Annotated in this window: 14 protein-coding genes; 9 read left to right on the forward strand and 5 right to left on the reverse strand. The window is 32.1% G+C overall.

Annotated elements, in window-relative coordinates; translation table 11 throughout:
• The first annotated feature begins 39 nt into the window (after positions 1 to 39).
• The gene (locus NLJ00_RS03055) at positions 40 to 471 is read left to right on the forward strand and encodes a tellurite resistance TerB family protein (protein ID WP_053472501.1); all 432 of its coding nucleotides are present in this window, start codon (positions 40 to 42) and stop codon (positions 469 to 471) included.
• A 377-nt stretch (positions 472 to 848) separates the two neighbouring features.
• Here NLJ00_RS03055 and fbp read toward each other — a convergent pair whose 3' ends face one another.
• The gene (gene fbp / locus NLJ00_RS03060) at positions 849 to 1,856 is read right to left on the reverse strand and encodes a class 1 fructose-bisphosphatase (RefSeq protein ID WP_256636186.1); all 1,008 of its coding nucleotides are present in this window, start codon (positions 1,854 to 1,856) and stop codon (positions 849 to 851) included.
• Positions 1,857 to 2,106: 250 nt separating this feature from the next.
• Here fbp and NLJ00_RS03065 point away from each other — a divergent pair, with 250 nt between their 5' ends.
• On the forward strand, positions 2,107 to 2,601 hold the full coding sequence (locus tag NLJ00_RS03065) for a GNAT family N-acetyltransferase (protein ID WP_053472499.1): 495 nt from the start codon (positions 2,107 to 2,109) through the stop codon (positions 2,599 to 2,601).
• 184 nt (positions 2,602 to 2,785) lie between these two features.
• Entirely contained in the window at positions 2,786 to 4,045 is a 1,260-nt protein-coding gene (locus tag NLJ00_RS03070; RefSeq protein WP_256636187.1) for an aspartate kinase, read from the forward strand.
• Positions 4,046 to 4,117: 72 nt separating this feature from the next.
• On the opposite strand, the gene NLJ00_RS03075 is transcribed toward NLJ00_RS03070, so the two are convergent.
• On the reverse strand, positions 4,118 to 4,471 hold the full coding sequence (locus NLJ00_RS03075) for a helix-turn-helix transcriptional regulator (RefSeq protein WP_256636188.1): 354 nt from the start codon (positions 4,469 to 4,471) through the stop codon (positions 4,118 to 4,120).
• A 151-nt stretch (positions 4,472 to 4,622) separates the two neighbouring features.
• Here NLJ00_RS03075 and NLJ00_RS03080 point away from each other — a divergent pair, with 151 nt between their 5' ends.
• From NLJ00_RS03080 to NLJ00_RS03095, 4 genes are all read left to right on the forward strand, one after another.
• Complete coding sequence (locus NLJ00_RS03080; protein WP_256636189.1) at positions 4,623 to 4,889, forward strand: hypothetical protein; 267 nt, start codon at positions 4,623 to 4,625, stop codon at positions 4,887 to 4,889.
• A 372-nt stretch (positions 4,890 to 5,261) separates the two neighbouring features.
• Complete coding sequence (locus NLJ00_RS03085) at positions 5,262 to 5,891, forward strand: hypothetical protein (protein WP_256636190.1); 630 nt, start codon at positions 5,262 to 5,264, stop codon at positions 5,889 to 5,891.
• An 80-nt stretch (positions 5,892 to 5,971) separates the two neighbouring features.
• Positions 5,972 to 6,493: a peroxiredoxin family protein gene (locus NLJ00_RS03090; protein ID WP_256636191.1), complete on the forward strand. Its 522-nt coding sequence runs from the start codon at positions 5,972 to 5,974 to the stop codon at positions 6,491 to 6,493.
• Positions 6,493 to 8,649: a peptidase domain-containing ABC transporter gene (locus NLJ00_RS03095; protein WP_256636192.1), complete on the forward strand. Its 2,157-nt coding sequence runs from the start codon at positions 6,493 to 6,495 to the stop codon at positions 8,647 to 8,649. The genes NLJ00_RS03090 and NLJ00_RS03095 overlap by 1 nt, the downstream gene beginning before the upstream one ends.
• 161 nt (positions 8,650 to 8,810) lie before the next feature.
• Here the strand turns inward: NLJ00_RS03095 and NLJ00_RS03100 are convergent, their stop codons facing one another.
• The 3 genes from NLJ00_RS03100 to NLJ00_RS03110 form a co-directional block, all read right to left on the reverse strand.
• Positions 8,811 to 11,057, reverse strand: a complete 2,247-nt coding sequence (locus tag NLJ00_RS03100; RefSeq protein ID WP_256636193.1) for a TonB-dependent receptor domain-containing protein — start codon at positions 11,055 to 11,057, stop codon at positions 8,811 to 8,813.
• 115 nt (positions 11,058 to 11,172) lie between these two features.
• Positions 11,173 to 12,222 (reverse strand): helix-turn-helix domain-containing protein, encoded by a 1,050-nt coding sequence (locus NLJ00_RS03105; RefSeq protein ID WP_256636194.1) that lies wholly within the window; start codon positions 12,220 to 12,222, stop codon positions 11,173 to 11,175.
• Positions 12,223 to 12,224: 2 nt separating this feature from the next.
• The gene (locus NLJ00_RS03110; RefSeq protein WP_256636195.1) at positions 12,225 to 13,286 is read right to left on the reverse strand and encodes a helix-turn-helix domain-containing protein; all 1,062 of its coding nucleotides are present in this window, start codon (positions 13,284 to 13,286) and stop codon (positions 12,225 to 12,227) included.
• Positions 13,287 to 13,482: 196 nt separating this feature from the next.
• On the opposite strand from NLJ00_RS03110, the gene NLJ00_RS03115 reads away from it, so the two are divergent.
• Together NLJ00_RS03115 and NLJ00_RS03120 are read left to right on the forward strand one after the other, a co-directional pair.
• Entirely contained in the window at positions 13,483 to 16,914 is a 3,432-nt protein-coding gene (locus NLJ00_RS03115; RefSeq protein WP_256636196.1) for a hypothetical protein, read from the forward strand.
• A 63-nt stretch (positions 16,915 to 16,977) separates the two neighbouring features.
• Entirely contained in the window at positions 16,978 to 17,547 is a 570-nt protein-coding gene (locus NLJ00_RS03120; RefSeq protein WP_256636197.1) for a hypothetical protein, read from the forward strand.
• Positions 17,548 to 17,713 lie beyond the last annotated feature (166 nt).

A 17,713-nucleotide genomic window follows, 5' to 3' on the forward strand; every position in this document is an offset into this window, starting at 1 on the left:
ATAAGATTTATCTTTGCTCAATAAAAACTTATTTTAATTATGCCATTTTCAGAATTATTTGATAACGAATTCAAACAAAGAAACAGAGGTCATTTCTCTGCAATTGTGCGTGTAGCGTTTGCTGACGGAAAAGTAAGTCCAGAAGAAAAAGACTTTTTGGACAAATTAGCTTCAAGATTAGAGATTTCAGAAGAAGAATATACTGAGATTCTTAAAAATCCTTTGAAATATCCAATAAATCCGCCGTACTTGTACTCGCAGCGATTAGAGCGTTTGTATGATTTGGGAAGGATGATTCATGTTGATCACCATTTAGGAGATCAGCAGGAAGTAATGTTAACCCGTATGGGATTAGCTTTAGGATTTACTCCAGGAAACGTAAATTATATCATTAGAAAAGCTTTGTCTTTAATTGACAAAAAAGTTGATTTAGATACTTTCCTTTTCGAAATGGAGAATATGAACAAATAATATTTAGTTTGCAGTTTTTAGTCACAGTTTACAGCTGTGCTGAAACTTCATGCTTATATCAAATTATAAACCCGACGGATTTTTCAAAATCTGTCGGGTTTTGTTTTTTAGACAAATCTGTAAATGCAAATTTGGTTTTGCTTAATTTCGAAATATTTCTTTATTCAACTGGACTGAAGTCCAGCCCTACAATATAATTCGTTCCTTCGGAACTTTAGATGAGCCTTTGGCTCGATCCATATTGTAGGGGCGGACTCTAATCTGGTTTGACACGTGAGAATGTGAAAAATTATAAACCCGACAGGTTTAAAAAACCTGTCGGGTTTAACTGTGACCGAAAACTGTGACTGATCACTAAAAAACTGAAAACTGAATACTTACTCAGCCATCGCCATAAACTCCTCTGCTTTTTCTACCATATTATAGCTTCCGCAGAAAAACGGAACTCTTTGATGTAGTTCTGTTGGCTGGATTTCCATAATTCTTCCAAAACCGTCTGTAGCTTTTCCTCCGGCTTGTTCAGCCAGAAATGCCATTGGGTTACATTCATATAACAAACGTAATTTTCCTTTTGGTGCTTTTGAACTTGTTGGATAAAGATAAATTCCTCCTTTAATCATATTTCTATGAAAATCGGCCACTAAACTTCCAATGTATCTTGAAGTATAAGGTCTGTCTTCCTCTTCACGCTGACAATATTTAATATAATTTTTTACTCCTTGCGGAAAATGGATATAATTTCCTTCGTTTACGGAATAAATACTTCCGTCTTTTGGAAATTTCATATTAGGATGCGAAAGGTAAAAAGTACCAATTGCAGGATTTAATGTAAATCCGTTTACGCCATAACCCGTTGTATAAACCAGCATTGTCGAAGTTCCGTAAATTACATAACCTGCAGCAACCTGATTAACTCCCGGCTGTAAAAAATCTTCGATTGTTACAGGAGTTCCTATTGGAGTTATTCTTCTAAAAACAGAAAAAATAGTTCCTACTGAAACATTTACATCAATGTTTGAAGATCCGTCAAGCGGATCCATTAAGATCACGTACTTATTATTATGACTGTTGTCGCTCCCCTGAACAGTTATAAAATCGTCGTTTTCTTCAGAAGCAATACCACAGACAATCTCACGGTTTATTAACGTCTGGATAAATACTTCGTTTGCATAGACATCTAATTTTTGCTGGTCTTCTCCCTGAATATTCTGCTCGCCTGCGGCGCCAATAATATCCACCAATCCAGCTTGGTTTACTTTATGATTGACAACCTTGGCTGCCAAACGAATTGAGTTGATAATCCGGGAAAGCTCTCCCGACGAATACTGAAATGCTTTTTGGTTCTCAATAATAAACTCTCCCAGTGTTTTATTGCGTTCTTCCATTACTATATCGTTGTAGTTTTAATTTTAAGTCACAAATATCGTTTATTTTGTGAGAATGATTTAAAAATTATTTCGTTAGTTTGCTACAATTGTATATTTGTTAATTAAAGACAAAAAGAATGCAGTAAATACATTTTTTTTTGGCTAATATGCAGTTAATAATAAGAATAAATGAATTGCTTCTAAAGAAAGTATGCTTTAAATAGTTTTAAAATACAAAGCAATTTTATGAAGCGCAAATAAATAAATTATGAATATTAGAAAAGGAAATCCTGAGGACATGAAATCGGTTTTGGGGTTAATTCAGGAGCTGGCAATATTCGAAAAAGAACCTGATGCTGTAGTCATTACAGAGGAAGATTTAGTACGTGACGGATTTGGAGAAAAACCACTTTTTCAGGTTTTTGTAGCTGAGATTGATTCAAACGAAACCGAAACAGGAAAAGAAATAGTAGGAATTGCATTGTTCTATTACCGTTACTCGACCTGGAAAGGAAAAACAATACATCTTGAGGATTTAATTGTAAAGGAAAAAATGCGCGGTACCGGTTTAGGATCTGCACTTTATGCCGAAATAATGAAACAGGGAAAAAGAGATAATGTTAGAAGAGTGGAATGGAATGTTTTAGACTGGAATACTCCGGCTGTTAATTTTTACAAGAATTCCGGAGCGAGAATTCTTGATGGCTGGCAGGTTGTTCAAATGGATGAAACAGGAATTGATTCGTTCTTAGAAAAATTATAAAAATTAGTTTGCCACGAATTTCACGAATTTCCACTAATTTAATTCGTGCTAATTCGTGAAATTCGTGGCAAACCGACACAGATTGTAAAATCATTTTAATCCTTATAATCTGTGGCAAAAAAATATAAAAGAATACCAGATTTCATTCAATCTGAAATCTAAAATTAAAAATCTAAAATTAAAAATGAGAGTATTTAAATTTGGTGGAGCATCGGTAAAGGATGCCGAAGGAATTAAAAACGTATACGACGTTTTACAACAAGTGGGTTATGAAGATGTGATTTTGGTCGTTTCGGCAATGGGGAAAACCACAAATGCTCTTGAGGTTGTTATCAAGAATTATTTTGAGAAATCGGCAGAGTTAAATTCATCTGTACAAGAAATAAAAAAATACCACAATCAAATATTATTAGATTTATTTGATGATGAAAAACATGCTGTATTTGCTGCAGTTAACGAGCAGTTTTTAGAATTAGAGTATTTCCTGGCACATAATAAATCGCCAAATTACAATTTCGTTTACGATCAGGTTGTAAGCTTTGGAGAATTGATTTCTACTAATATTCTAAGTCATTATATGAATTTCAGAGGAATCCAGACGCAATGGCTTGATGTTCGTAATTTCATTAAAACTAATGCAAATTACAGAGATGCAGAAGTGGACTGGGAAGCTACACAGCAAAACATCAGCAAAAATGTACCTAGAAAACAACTAAATATCACACAGGGATTTTTAGGTGCCGATGAAAATAATTTCACTACAACTTTAGGCCGTGAAGGTTCTGATTATACTGCGGGAATTTTTGCTTACTGTTTAAATGCCGAAAGTGTAACGATCTGGAAAGACGTTCCGGGAGTTATGAATGCCGACCCGCGTTATTTTGAAAATGCTAGTTTATTAAACCAGATTTCATATCGTGAAGCAATCGAATTAGCATTTTACGGAGCAACGGTTATTCACCCAAAAACATTACAGCCGTTACAGAAAAAAGAAATTCCGTTATATGTAAAATCATTTATCAACCCATTATTAAAAGGGACTTGTGTTTCTAAAGGTGTTGATTTGGAGCCGCAATATCCTTGTTTTATTGTAAAAAGAGAACAGCTTTTAATTTCACTTTCGTCTATTGATTTCTCTTTTATTATGGAGGAAAACATTAGTGAGATTTTTGGATTATTCCACGAATTCAAAATAAAAGTAAACCTGATTCAGAATTCTGCAATTAGTTTTTCTGTTTGTGTGGAAGATAAATTTGGAAACTTTAATGAATTGAATGCGATTCTTTCGAAAAAATTCAAAGTAGATTACAGCGAAAATGTAACACTTTATACGATTCGTCACTTTACAGAAAATGCTGCACAAACCGTTGAAGAAAACAAAGAGGTTTTATTGAAACAAGTAAGCCGCGAAACGATGCAGATCGTAACTAAAGAACTAAATTAATACTTAATAAAAAAGGTAATTATTAAAATTCAGATATTTTTTAAAAAGGCTTCACTTAATTGTGAAGCCTTTTTAGTTTTTGCCTTTATTCAAATATTTAATAATTGTTTTTAAATCTTCTATTTCCAATTCATATTTCTTTATTATTTTTCTGTAAACGCTTATCATCGCAATTTCTGTTTGACGATCTGGATTCATCAAACTTTCATAAGCAGCAATACCTAATTCCTTTTTAACTAAGTCTTCTGCACTTATCTCAAAAACCTGACAGATTTTATTAAAATGAGTTGCCCAAGAAGTACTTTCTCCTCGCTCCATCCTTGCATAAGCAGATTGGGAAATCTTTAAATGATCTGCAACCTCTTCTTGTGACATGTTTTTTGCTTTGCGTAATATTTTTAAATTATTTCCTACAATTATATTCATAATTAACATTTTTACAAATATAAACATAAGATTTAATTTACAATTAATCGAATTCAGATTTTAATTAACCGATTTTCGACTAAGACTTTTTTCTAATTCATTCTAATTTTGACAATAGCAAAAAAAATATTAACCAATAATCAAATTTATTATGAAAAAATTAGAATTAAAACAAATGGAAAATCTAGAAGGTGGACAAAATCCGAATTCCAACTGCAAAGTGGATCGTGAAGCTCCAGGCCCACAAGATGATGTCCGCGGTAGTGGTGGTTGTAGCGGCGCAAACGTTATAGATTGTTTTACTGATGTATACTCAAATCATGGATGGGGATCTGTCGCCGCAAGTTTAACAACGGCATTTATACCACAAACCGCTATAGCATTTACATTAGCTTGTGCTGCAAAAAATGGTTGCTAATATTATTTTCAAAAACTATTAATATTTTAAAAATGAAAAACCTGGTAATATATTATTTCCAAATTTTAATACCAATTCCACTATTGTATTATGCTGCCAAAGAAAAAGATTATATACTCTTTTGTACACTAATGGCTTTTTATTATGTCTATAGAATTTTCACAGACTATTACAGATTATCAAAAAAAGAAGTACTCAAAAAAAATGATTATTTACTTTTTATAATTCCCTTATGGAATATAAAATATTTCAAGGAATTATATTTTGAAAAGTAACCTTCTTATTTTAAAAATTTCTTAACCGATTCCTTCAAATTAGAAAAGCATTATTCATTATCTGAGTAGTGCTTTTTTACAAAAAAAGTATATCAAAATGAAAAATACTTTTCTAAAATATTTTTTGCTCTCTATTTCTTTTACAATAATTACAGAAATAACAAATGAAATTATCAACCTAAAAGATCTACTAAATCATTTCCTCTCAAATTTTCTAAGCACTGATCAAGTGAATAGTTATTTTGAATTTCAAGATCAATGGCACTGGTTAACTTATTTATATATCCCTCTTATAATTTTATTCAAAACTTCAATAATTGCAACAGTTTTATACATTGGTTTATTTCTGGTAAATAGAGAAGCGAAATACAATTCAATATGGAATATTGTTTTAGAAGCTGAGTTTATCTTTTTGCTGGTACCTATTTTTAAAACTCTTTGGTTTTTATTTTTTCAAACAAACTATGACTTAAATGATGTTCAAAATTTCTACCCTTTATCCGCATTAAACATTACGGGCTATAGAAATTTAGACGTTTGGTTTATTTATCCTTTTCAGGTTCTTAATTTATTTGAATTTTTCTATATCATCTATATATCCTTTCAAATTGGCAAACTAACCAATACAAATGCAGATTATGGTTTAAAAATAGTTGGTATAAGTTATGTTCCTGTTTTGCTTTTATGGGTAACAACAGTTATGTTTTTTACACTTAATTATTCTTGAAATATCAATATTCAGAAAAATTCAATTCTGTCAATGACCTGTTTTATAATTTTCTTACTCCTAAACAGCAAACAAAAACAATGAGAAGTTCCATAAAAATATTAATTGGTTTATTATTTATTAGTGTTTTTGTTTTTTTAGGTTACAGGATTACTAATAAAATAACCTATAAAAATGAAGTGAAAAAGAATATAAAAACCATTCCTGATTTTTTATATCAAAATATAAAAGGAGGAGTTTTTACCAATCAAAGCTTAGAGAGAGGAGCTACAACTATTTTTATCTATTTTAATACGGATTGTGAGTATTGTAATACTGAAGCACAAACGATACAAGAAAACATAGCAAAATTCAAAAAGTCTAAATTAATTTTTGTATCGTTTGAAAGTCCTCAATTAATTAAAAAATTTGCTCAACAACATCAACTAAATAATTATGATAACGTTTATTTTCTCCATGATAGTAAAGTTACTTTCGCTTCTACTTTTGATGCGAGTTCAATTCCATGCATAGTTCTATATGATAAAAATTATCAACTTATTGAAAAAATAAAAGGGCAGACAAAACCAGAAATCTTGATTAAAAAATTGAATACTGAATAATGAACTTAAAACACGTCCAAAAAACTCATACCTTACAACTCGATCAATCAGATTGTGGTGCTGCTAGTTTATTATCGATTATAAGATTCTATAATGGTGATAATTCTTTAGAAAAGATTAGAGAATTAAGCGGCACAACAAAACAAGGAACGACTCTTTTAGGCTTATTCCAAGCAGCAAATCAATTGGGTTTTACAGCCGATGGATGCGAAGCTGACATTCAGGATTTGATTAACCATAAAAAGCCTGTGATTTTGCATGTTGTAATCGAACAGCAATTACAGCATTATATTGTTTGCTATAAATACAATGAAGAAGAAGGTTTTTATATTGGAGATCCAGCAAAAGGAATTTATAATTTATCTATACCCGAATTAGAAAAAAAATGGGTTTCTAAAACTTGCTTAATACTTGAACCAAATAATAATTTTATAACTGAGAAAACACAGCGAAACAATCAGAAAAAATGGTTCATAGATTTACTAAGAGAAGACTACAAACTAATCAGGATTTCTGTTTTGTTGGGTGTTTTTGTGGCAGGATTAGGCTTGGCAATGGCGCTTTTTTCTCAAAAACTAATTGACGACATTCTACCTTCAAACAATATCAAAAAATTAATCTCAGGGATTATACTACTTGCCATTCTTCTTTCTGCCCGGGTTGGAATATCAATTTTGAGACAGTATTTTGTAATTAAACAATCTAAAGGATTTAATAACAGAATTAATAATACCTTTTTTTCCTCTTTATTAAAACTTCCAAAATCTTTTTTTGATACTCGAAAAACAGGAGAACTTGTATCCAGACTTAATGACACTCAAAGAATACAAAATGTGATTAAAATATTAGCAAATAGTTTAATTGTGGATATTTTAGCGATTATAATTTCATTTGTTTTTTTACTTATTTATTCTTGGAAGCTAGGTCTATTTTGCATTTTTTCCCTGCCGGCATATTTTTTCATAATATATCGTCATAATAAAAAGATTATGTTTTTTCAAAAAGAAATAATGCAAAGTTCAGCTGCAAACGAAAGTAATTTTATTACTTCAATTCAAGGAGTTGCTACTATTAAAAATTATAATAAACAGGTTGAATTTAATCAATTGAATCAATATATTTTTGCCAGTTATCAGCAAAAAATATTTGATCTTGGCAAGATCAATATGACTTTATCCTGGCAGTCTGGTTTAGCAAGTGTTACTTTTTTAATTGGAATTTTGGCATATACTTCAATACAGGTATTTAATGGCGAAATTAAAATTGGAGAACTAATGGCGATTTTAGGAATTATTAGTTCATTGCTTCCTTCCATCGCAAATCTGGCTTTAATTTCAATTCCTATAAACGAAGCTAAAATTGCTTTTAATAGAATGTATGAATTTGCCTCTATTGAAAAGGAAAATGAGGAAGGATTTGAAATTTTTGAAATTAATAATATCTCCATTCAGAATCTCTCTTTTAGATTTGCAGGAAGAAGTGAGCTTTTTTATGATGTAAATATAGAAATTGAAAAAGGGAAATTTACTGCAATCATTGGAGAAAGCGGAAGTGGAAAAAGTACCTTGGGGCAAATATTACAAAGCTTTTATAAGTATGAAAATGGGAGTATAATTATAAACGGGAAACATGAACTTCATAAAATAGAACTTAAAAGCTATCGGAATTTGTTGGGCATAATTCCCCAAGAAATCACCATATTTAGCGGAAACGTAATTGATAATATTCTTCTAGGAACAAGTGATACTGCTGAAAATGTGTTAGATTTTATTCGAGAATATGGTTTTGAAACATACTTTAATCAATTACCTCAAGGATTAATGACTATTCTTGGAGAAGAAGGAATTAATTTAAGCGGCGGGCAAAAACAAATTATTGCTTTGGCCCGAGCTTTATATAAAAAACCACAATTTTTAATTTTGGATGAAGCAACTTCTGCAATGGATCGAAATACTGAAAACTTTACAATGCAGTTACTTCAAAAAATAAAACCGGATTGTGCTGTTTTATTTATTTCGCATCGCTTAAATAAACTCAAAAATATAGCCGATAATATTTATATTTTAGAAAATAAAACGATCACAGAATCCGGGAATCATGAGACATTAATGGAAACAAACAATTTCTATAGTAGTTATTGGAAAGAAACCATTTAATCTTACCTCACCCTATTATTCTCTAACAATCAAAGTCACACAAAGCATTAACTCTAGATTGTCAAGCCTCTTGCGTTCCTTCAACTTCACTCAGGATGACAATAGATATCCATAAAAAAAATCTGTGTAAATCAGTTTAATCTGCGCCATCTGCGTGCCATTTACCTCGCCCTATTATTCTCAGACTGCTCAATTTCAGTTTTCTTATAATTTGTCTTTTTTGAATTCCCGAAACTATAGGTTACAATCAGCTTAAAATAATTTGTGGTATACGTTCGGTGATAATAAATTTGGGTTTGCCCCACTTCATAATCGCCCGAAACCATAAACTTGTGAAAGATATCATTTGCCGTAAAATTTAGTTTTAAGGCATCTTTAAAAAAGTTTCTTTCTATTCCTAACGTTACTGTTGAACGGGAATTATCACTTCGTAATCCGTAACTTTTATTGCCTAAATACCAGGCTAATAATTGCACTTTAAAAAGATCCGGAATTGTAAAGGTATTATTTGAATACAAATAAATTTGCGGTTTAACCGGACCCGTAGCATATTCATAAAAATCGTCTATTGCTTTCGTTAAATTCATACTTACGGTATTAGTAGAATTCCACCATTTAACATTGAAAGATCTGGAAAGTGAAGTAAAAAAGGTGTGTTCTTTTTCTAAATTTAATGATCGCAAAATATAACTGTTTGGCGTATCGCCTCGCAAAGCAGCGCCAGAAATAGGATCAATTTTATAATTATAACCCATTTTAAAATCAAATTTCTTGTACATAGTACCAATTTCAAAAGCGTGCACTTTTTCAGGAAGTAAATTTGGGTTTCCTTCAATTGTCGTAAACGGATCCTGATAAATAACATACGGATTCAAAGCCTGATATCTTGGTCTTGTTATTCTGCAAACATAAGAAAAATGTCCTTTCCAATCTTCTGAAAAATCAAAATTCAAAAGTACGTTTGGAAAAAAATTACCGTAACTCTTTCCAAATTTCTGAATTCCGTTTGCATTTGTATACAAATCATAGTTTGTTCTTTCTGCCCTGGCTCCTACCGAAAAATTGACTTTTTCGCCCCATGTACTTCCAAAAGTAAAATAGGCTGCTGCGATTTTTTCATTGTATTTAAAATCACTTGAAAGTTCATCATCCAGTTCAAAATTCATATCGTCAGCATTGGCAATTAAAAAATCTGTTCCTGATTTTATGGTGGCGTAACTGTATTTTGCCCCCATTTCGAGTTTGGTATTTTCTTTTATTTTCTTCGAATAATCGGCTTGAGCAGCGACAATATTTATGGTACTTCCCACATTGTTTTTAAGATATTTCTGGATGTTATTTTCATTAACCAAACTGTTCTCTTCAATAAAATCTCTTACCGTTCCGTTGTAATTGGAGTATTGTGTTCCTATAAACAACGATGAACCTTTTGGGTCCGTTATTACATTATAATTCAGGTTTACAAACTGATTCAGCAAAACATCATTTTTTGCAATATCTGTAGCATAAAAACTATTTCCGGTATTATTCGTAATGGAGTTTCTGCTTTCGACCTCGCCGCCCAAATCTTCAATATTTCCGCTGTAAGCTAATGAAACATAACTTTTTTCAGAGAAAGTATACTGCAATCCAAATCCAAAATTGGAATAATTATTAAATTGCCTTCGCCAGTCTGTTGTTAAAACTGATTTCATGTATTCTTCAGGATTTGGGCGCGTTCTTGTGGTGTATAACAATTCTCGGCCTTTGCCTAATTGCAAACCATAATTGGTTATAAAAGAGAATTTCCCTTTTGAATAATTAAAATCAAGAAGTGTGTTTGTGCTTGTTCCTGCAAATTTTGAAACAGTAACATGTTGACTTGCCGAACCCATTATACCACTTTCGATATTTTGTTTGGTAATAATATTGATAACCGCTTTTCCTTCGGCATCATATTTTGAAGACGGATTTGAAATCACTTCAATTTTAGCAATCTGTGAAACCGGAATTGCTGCAAAACGTTCGTAATTAATCAGGATTCCATTTAGGTAAATAATCGCTTCGCCTTTTCCCAGAATGCTGATTTGTCCTTCGGCAACCACAACATTGGGAACGCGGCTCAATAATTCGTTTACAGAACTGCTTGTTGCCAGAACTGTTCCCTTAACATTGACATCGATTGTTCCGTTTGCACCATATTTTAATAATGACGGATTGCTTTTTACCACAACTTCATTTAACTGATTATGATCTTGATCCTTGGGTATAGAATCCGGAGCAGGCACTGATAATGTTGTTTTTTCTATTAGTTTTTCCTCTTCAACATAGGATTTATCCCGATTATTTTTTACAGCTTGTGCTTTTACTTCGATTGATGAAAAAATCAGGCAATAAATAGAAATAACAACAACAATAAGAAATTTCATAAACTTTAAAGATTAGCGGTTTGACTTTATTTGAAACAAAAGTCATCTGAAAATCTGTGAATAAGGTTTTAGAAAGCGAAATCAGGAGTACGGATTTATAAATCAATACTTTGTTTTACGGCTGTAAAGCCTGAATTTGGTAATTTAAAGGTGTGGTTCCGGTATGTTTTTTAAAGGCGGCGAAGAATGTAGATTTAGAATTAAAACCCACATCATAACCAACAGATTCTAATGTTAGTTTATCATTTGAAGTAATAATTTCGCAGGCATTATTGATTCTGAATTCATTTACGAAACTGGTAAAATTCTTTCCTAAATTATTGTTTAAAAACTGCGATAATTGATAACTTTGGATATTTATTTCCTGAGATACATCTTTTAAACTCAAATTCGGATTTTTGTATAATGCTTTTTCGTTCATTATTTTTTCCAGTTTTTGAGACAAAATCAGAGCTTCTTCTTCATTCAATTTTTTGTCTTTTTGAATGTTGAGCAGGAATAAATCATCAGTTCTTGTTCGGTGTAAAAGAACCAAAATTATAAGATATAAAATAAAAGTAAAGGCGAGCGCTCCGGTAATACAGGAAACAAACGGAATTCTGATAAATCCCAAAAAGTAAGATATAAATACTAAAGTAATTCCCAAAAAAATTGTTCCAAACCATCTTTCTGACGGAAATGTATTTTGGTAATTCTGAATTATTTTCTCCAATAATAATCTGATTTCAAAACCTGAAATAAAAATATAAGTAAACCATTGAAGGAAAATAAAAGTCACAAAATAATCATTCCATAAAACGGGATAATTTTGGTACGGAAATACAAAACCAATTATCAAAACAGCAAAGATCCAAATGGCTAAATGCGATTTCCATCTTACCGAAATTGTATTCTGAATTCCTGATTTTAAAGTAAAATATAAAAACGGTCCGATTAACAAACCAACCGAAAGACCAATTTGTAAATAGGTTTTGTGCAGATTATTATTGAAATATACAAAAACGGTAACGGCGATTCTGGTACTTAATGCAAATAAAAGTGCACCGAGAAACAGATTAGAAAAGTATTTTTTCTTAGTAAAAAACAAAAAATACAGACTTAGAATAAATCCGTTGAAAGCTCCCAAAGCGCCAAAAAAGAATAATATTTCTTTACCTAAACTCATATTTAAGTTTGTAATGCCTGAAGCTGATAATTAAGCGGTGTTGTTCCGGTATGTTTTTTAAAGGCAGCGAAGAATGTAGATTTTGAATTAAAACCTACATCGTAACCCACAGATTCTAAAGTTAGTTTATCGCTTGAAGTGATGATTCTGCAAGCTTCGTTTATTCGGAATTCGTTTACGAAACTGGTAAAATTCTTTCCGAGATTGTTGTTTAAAAACTGCGATAATTGATGACTCGAAATATTAATTTCTTTGGATAAATCCTGCAGGTTTAAATTCGGGTTTTTATACAAACTTTTATCGTTCATTATATTTTCCAGTTTTTCGGCAATGATAACCGCTTCTGCAGATTCTATTTTTTTACCCGAAATTTTCTGGGCATTCAGTAAAAACAAATCGTCGGTTCTTTTTCGGTATAAAAGAATAGAAATTATCAGATATAAAATAAACGAAAAAACAACTGCGCCACTTATATAAGTTGCTCCTGAAGCGCCCATAATGGCTAAAAAGTAAAAAAGAAATAATAAAAAATTTCCCAGAAAAAGCATTCCGAACCACATTTCTGATGGTGTCTTTTTTTCTTTTGTATTCGTGATTTTCTTTATAATACTTCTAATTGTAAAGGCTGAAAAAATGATATAAACAAACCATTGAAAGTAAATGATTTTTATAAAATACTCTCTCCAAAGTTCCGGATAATATTCATACGGATATAAAATTCCGGCTACAACAATTATTGTTCCCCAAAACAACAGAATAAATTTCCATGATTTTGGCATTACATTGATTTCTTCAACTGCCGATTTTAGAAAATAATATAAACAAGGGCCAATAAAAAAACAGGCCGTTAACCCAAACTGCAAATACATTTTGGGCAATTCGGGATGAAAATAAACAAATACAGACTTGCCAATCCGGATGCTTAAAGCAAACAAAAGTGCGCCAAGGAAATAATTGGTCAGGTATTTTTTCTTCGTGAAAAAGAAAAAATAAATCCCGAGAATTACTCCGTTGAAAGCTCCCAAAGCACTAAAAAAAAATAAAAGTTCTTTGCCGGTATCCATGTTTTAAATTCGTTTTATACTGAACAAAGCTAAAAAAAAGATTGATGTGTGATGAGAATTCTGCTTCAAATTATAATTAAATATCATATATAAAATAAGCAATTGTGTTCAAAATCAGTTGGTTTCCCAATAAATAAAAGCCTCTCAATTTCTTGATTATATATACTACTTTTGAATTTTTAGAGTTAAAATGTTTATGTTGAAAAAATTACTGTTTTTTGCGGTACTGTTTTGGTATTCCGGGCTTATGGCGCAGGATACGGAATCGCTGTACAAAACAAAAAAAGTAATTGCGGTAAAAGACACAATTCGTCTGGAAAATTTCAGCATAAACTCTAGCTTTTTTGAAATTTTAAACAGTAAAAATGAGCCAATTGATTCGAGTTTTTACAAAATTGATTTTCAAAAAGGAACGCTTCTTTTAAACGAAAAATTCACTTCTGTTTCTGATACTTTAATTGTCAATTATCTCAATTATCCTGATTTTCTAACTAAGGAATATGGACTTTACAAAGACAGCCAAGTGGTAAGCAATGATGTTGGAACTGAAAAATTATACAAAATTGATAATGCCAATGCTAAAAAAGTGACGCCTTTTGATGGTTTAAACACTTCCGGAAGTATTACCCGCGGCGTTACGATTGGAAATAATCAAAGTACGGTTTTAAACTCAAATCTGGATTTGCAGATTACGGGAAAAATCTCAGATAAAGTAAGTTTACGGGCTTCGCTTCAGGATAATAATATTCCGCTTCAGGATGGCGGTTATTCGCAAAAACTCGATCAGTTTGATAATATTTTTATGGAACTTTTTACAGATGACTGGAACATTCGCGCAGGAGATGTTTTTCTGGAGAATCGGAAAACGCAATTCCTGAGTTTCAATAAAAAAGTTCAGGGACTTTCTGCCAGTTTTGATTTTGATACAGAAAAAAGTAAAACGAATGTTTTTGCTTCGGTTTCGTTTGTAAAAGGGCAATATGCCAAAAGTACGTTTACGGGTCAGGAAGGAAATCAGGGTCCTTATAAATTAAAAGGTCAAAATGGCGAATTGTATGTTTTGGTCATTTCTGGTTCTGAGCGTGTTTATGTAAACGGTGTTTTGCTCAAACGAGGCGAAAACAATGATTACGTTATTGATTATAATGCGGGCGAAATTGTTTTTACTTCGCTTTTTCCTATTACTTCTGAAATGAGGATTAATGTTGAATATCAATATTCTGAACGAAATTATAACCGATTAGTTACCTACGCCGGGGCAACAACCGAAAATAAAAGCTGGAGTTTTGGCGGTTATTTGTATTCTGAAAATGATTTGAAAAATCAGCCTTTACAGCAAAATCTTTCTACAGAACAAGTTCAGATTTTAGGTCAGGCGGGCGACGATCCCAATAAAATGACGGCTCCTTCTGCTTATGAAGATAAATATGCCGACAATAAAATATTGTATAAAAAAACGATTGTAAACGGGGTTGAAGTTTATGAATATTCGAATAATTCTGCCGATGTTTTGTACAATGTAAAGTTCAGTCTTGTGGGTAATAATCTTGGGAATTATAGTATTCAGAACACTAATTCTGTCGAAAGAATTTACGAATATGTTTCGCCTGTTGGCGGGATTCCGCAAGGAAATTATGAACCAATTGTGCAGCTGGTTGCGCCTATGAAAATTCAGGTTGCGACTTTTTTAGGAAAATACAATCCTGACGAAAAAACACTTGTTGACTTTGAAATCGCAATGAGCAACAACGATAAAAATTTATTCTCTGGAATTGACGATTCTGACAACGAAGGAATTGCTTTTAAAACGAATATTAAAAAACGTCTTTTTACCAGAGACTGGACTCTGGACGGTTTTGCGAATTATCAATTTGTGCAGAAAGATTTTAGATCAGTCGAGCGTTTGTACAATATTGAGTTTAACCGCGACTGGAATTTGAATTCGACACTTTTAGGAAACCAAAGTTTATTGGTTACGGGCGTAAATTTTGATTTATTTGCAAAGAAAGAAACTTCAAATATTGGTTTGTTTACGTATCAATTTGAGAAATTAGATTTTACCGAAAGTTATTCGGGAGCACGACATACGACAACGGCTTTGTTTAAATTGAAGAAATGGACGATTCAAAATCAGGGCAGTTTTTTAAATTCTGATGCAACGGCTTCAACTTCAAAATTTATCAGAAACCAAACCAGAGCAAAATATCATTTTGGAAAAAACTGGATTGGCGGAAGTTTACAGCTTGAAGACAATCAGGAAAAAGATAAAATCACCAATCAGTTTTCGGCTTTAAGCCAAAGGTTTTCAGAATATGGTGTTTTTGTTGGACGCGGCGACAGTACGAAGGTTTTTGTTGAATTGGGCTATTTACAGCGCAGAAATGATAGTTTGCAAAATGGGCTTTTACAGCATGTAAATAATTCACAAACCTACTTTTTAAAGTCAAAATTAATACAGAATAAAACAACTGATTTAGCGGTTTATGCGAGTTATCGAAATCTTGATTTTACGGATTCTAGCAGAAAAAATGAGCCTTCGTTAAATTCGAGAATTTTGTATAACGACCGATTTTTTAATCAGTTTATGCAGATAGGAACGGCTTATGAAACGAGTTCGGGAACCATTGCGCAACAGGAATTTACCTATGTTGAAGTTCCAACGGGACAAGGTGTTTATACCTGGAACGATTATAACGGAAACGGAATTCAGGAACTGGAAGAATTCGAAATTGCTGCTTTTCCGGATCAGGCGAAATACATTCGAATCTTTTTGCCAAATCAGATTTATATTAAAACAAATCAGAATAAATTTTCACAATCGGTTATTTTGAATCCGCTGCAATGGCAGAATGAAAAGGGTTGGAAGAAATTGCTTTCTTATTTCTATAATCAGACTTCGTTTATTATGGATCGAAAAGTGCGAAGCAACGGCGATCGTTTAGAGCTGAATCCATTTTATTCTTCTGAGGAAAATATTCTGGGTTTAAACTCCAGTTTTAGAAATAGCTTATTTTACAATCGCGGTAAGCAAAAACATTCTGTTACGTATTCTTACCTTACTAATAATGGTAAAAATTTACTTTCTATTGGTTCACAAAATGTCAAAAACAGTTCACATCAATTGCAGTATACGCATTTGTACCAAAAAAGCTGGTTGTTTAATTTGTTTACCAAAACGATAAAAACAGATTTGATTTCGGAGGATTTTGTCGAAAAGAATTATGATTTAAAAGGCTATCAGGTCGCGCCAAAAATCAGTTATTTGTTTTCTAAAAATACGAGTCTGGATTTCTTTTATGAGTTTCAGAACAAAGAAAACAAAATTGGAAATCAGGAGAGTTTAGTCCAAAACCGACTTGGAACTTCTTTTTCTTTTGCGGGCGAAAAGAAGGTAACAGTAAATGGTGAGTTTTCTTTTTATGAAAATAAGTTTACGGGAAATGAGTTTTCATCTGTTGGTTTTCAAATGCTGGAAGGATTGCAGGCGGGGCAGAATTTAGTCTGGAAATTGCTTTTGCAGAAAAACATTACTTCTTTTTTAGATGTTAATTTAAACTATCAGGGGCGTAAAAGCGAGACTGGAAATACGATACATACAGGAAATGTTCAGCTTCGCGCATATTTTTAGTGTTTAACAAAAACATAAGAATTAATTGCTTAATTTTATGTGAATTTATAAAATATAACCAAGATGAAAAAATTATTATTACTTTGTTTTTTAGTAGTTTTATCTACTAATTTCTACGCCCAAGACACTAAAGACACTAAGGCGAAAACTGAAGCCAAAGCTAAAAAAGCAAAATCTGATGCTGACAAAGCAAAAGCCGATGCTAAAAAAGAATCTGCTAAAGCTAAAAAAGAAGCATCAAAAGCTAGTGACGCATCTGCGAAAGCGGAAAAAGATGCTGTAGCCAAAACTAAATCAGCGGCAGACAAAGAAGCTGCAAAAGCTAAAAAGGAAGCAGCAAGTGCAAAATCTGATGCAGCTAAAGCAAAAAAAGCTTCTGATAAAGCTGAAGGTGCAAAAGCTGACGCTAAAAAAGCAAAAGCCGATGCTGACGCAGCAAGTAAATCTGCTAAGAAAGATGCCGCTGCAGCTAAAAAATCAGCTACAAAAACTGTAAAAGAAACCAACGAAAAAGCTCCAAAAACACCGGACAAGGTTACTGGAGAGTACAATGGTAAAAAAGTATACACTGGGCCAAAAGGCGGAAAATACTATATTAACAAAAACGGAAATAAAACTTATATTCAGGATTAAGGAAAGATACTAAGATGCTGAGTTGCTAAGGTACTGAGATATTAAAGTACAATATTTTGAAGCCGAACTTACGTTCGGCTTTTTTATTTGCTGAGAAAAAACTTAGAACCTTAGTATCTCAGTACCTTAGCATCTTAACATATAAGTAACTTTGTTTTTTGTATTG

The sequence above is a fragment of the Flavobacterium panici genome, assembly GCF_024499525.1.
GTDB classification, from domain to species: domain Bacteria; phylum Bacteroidota; class Bacteroidia; order Flavobacteriales; family Flavobacteriaceae; genus Flavobacterium; species Flavobacterium panici.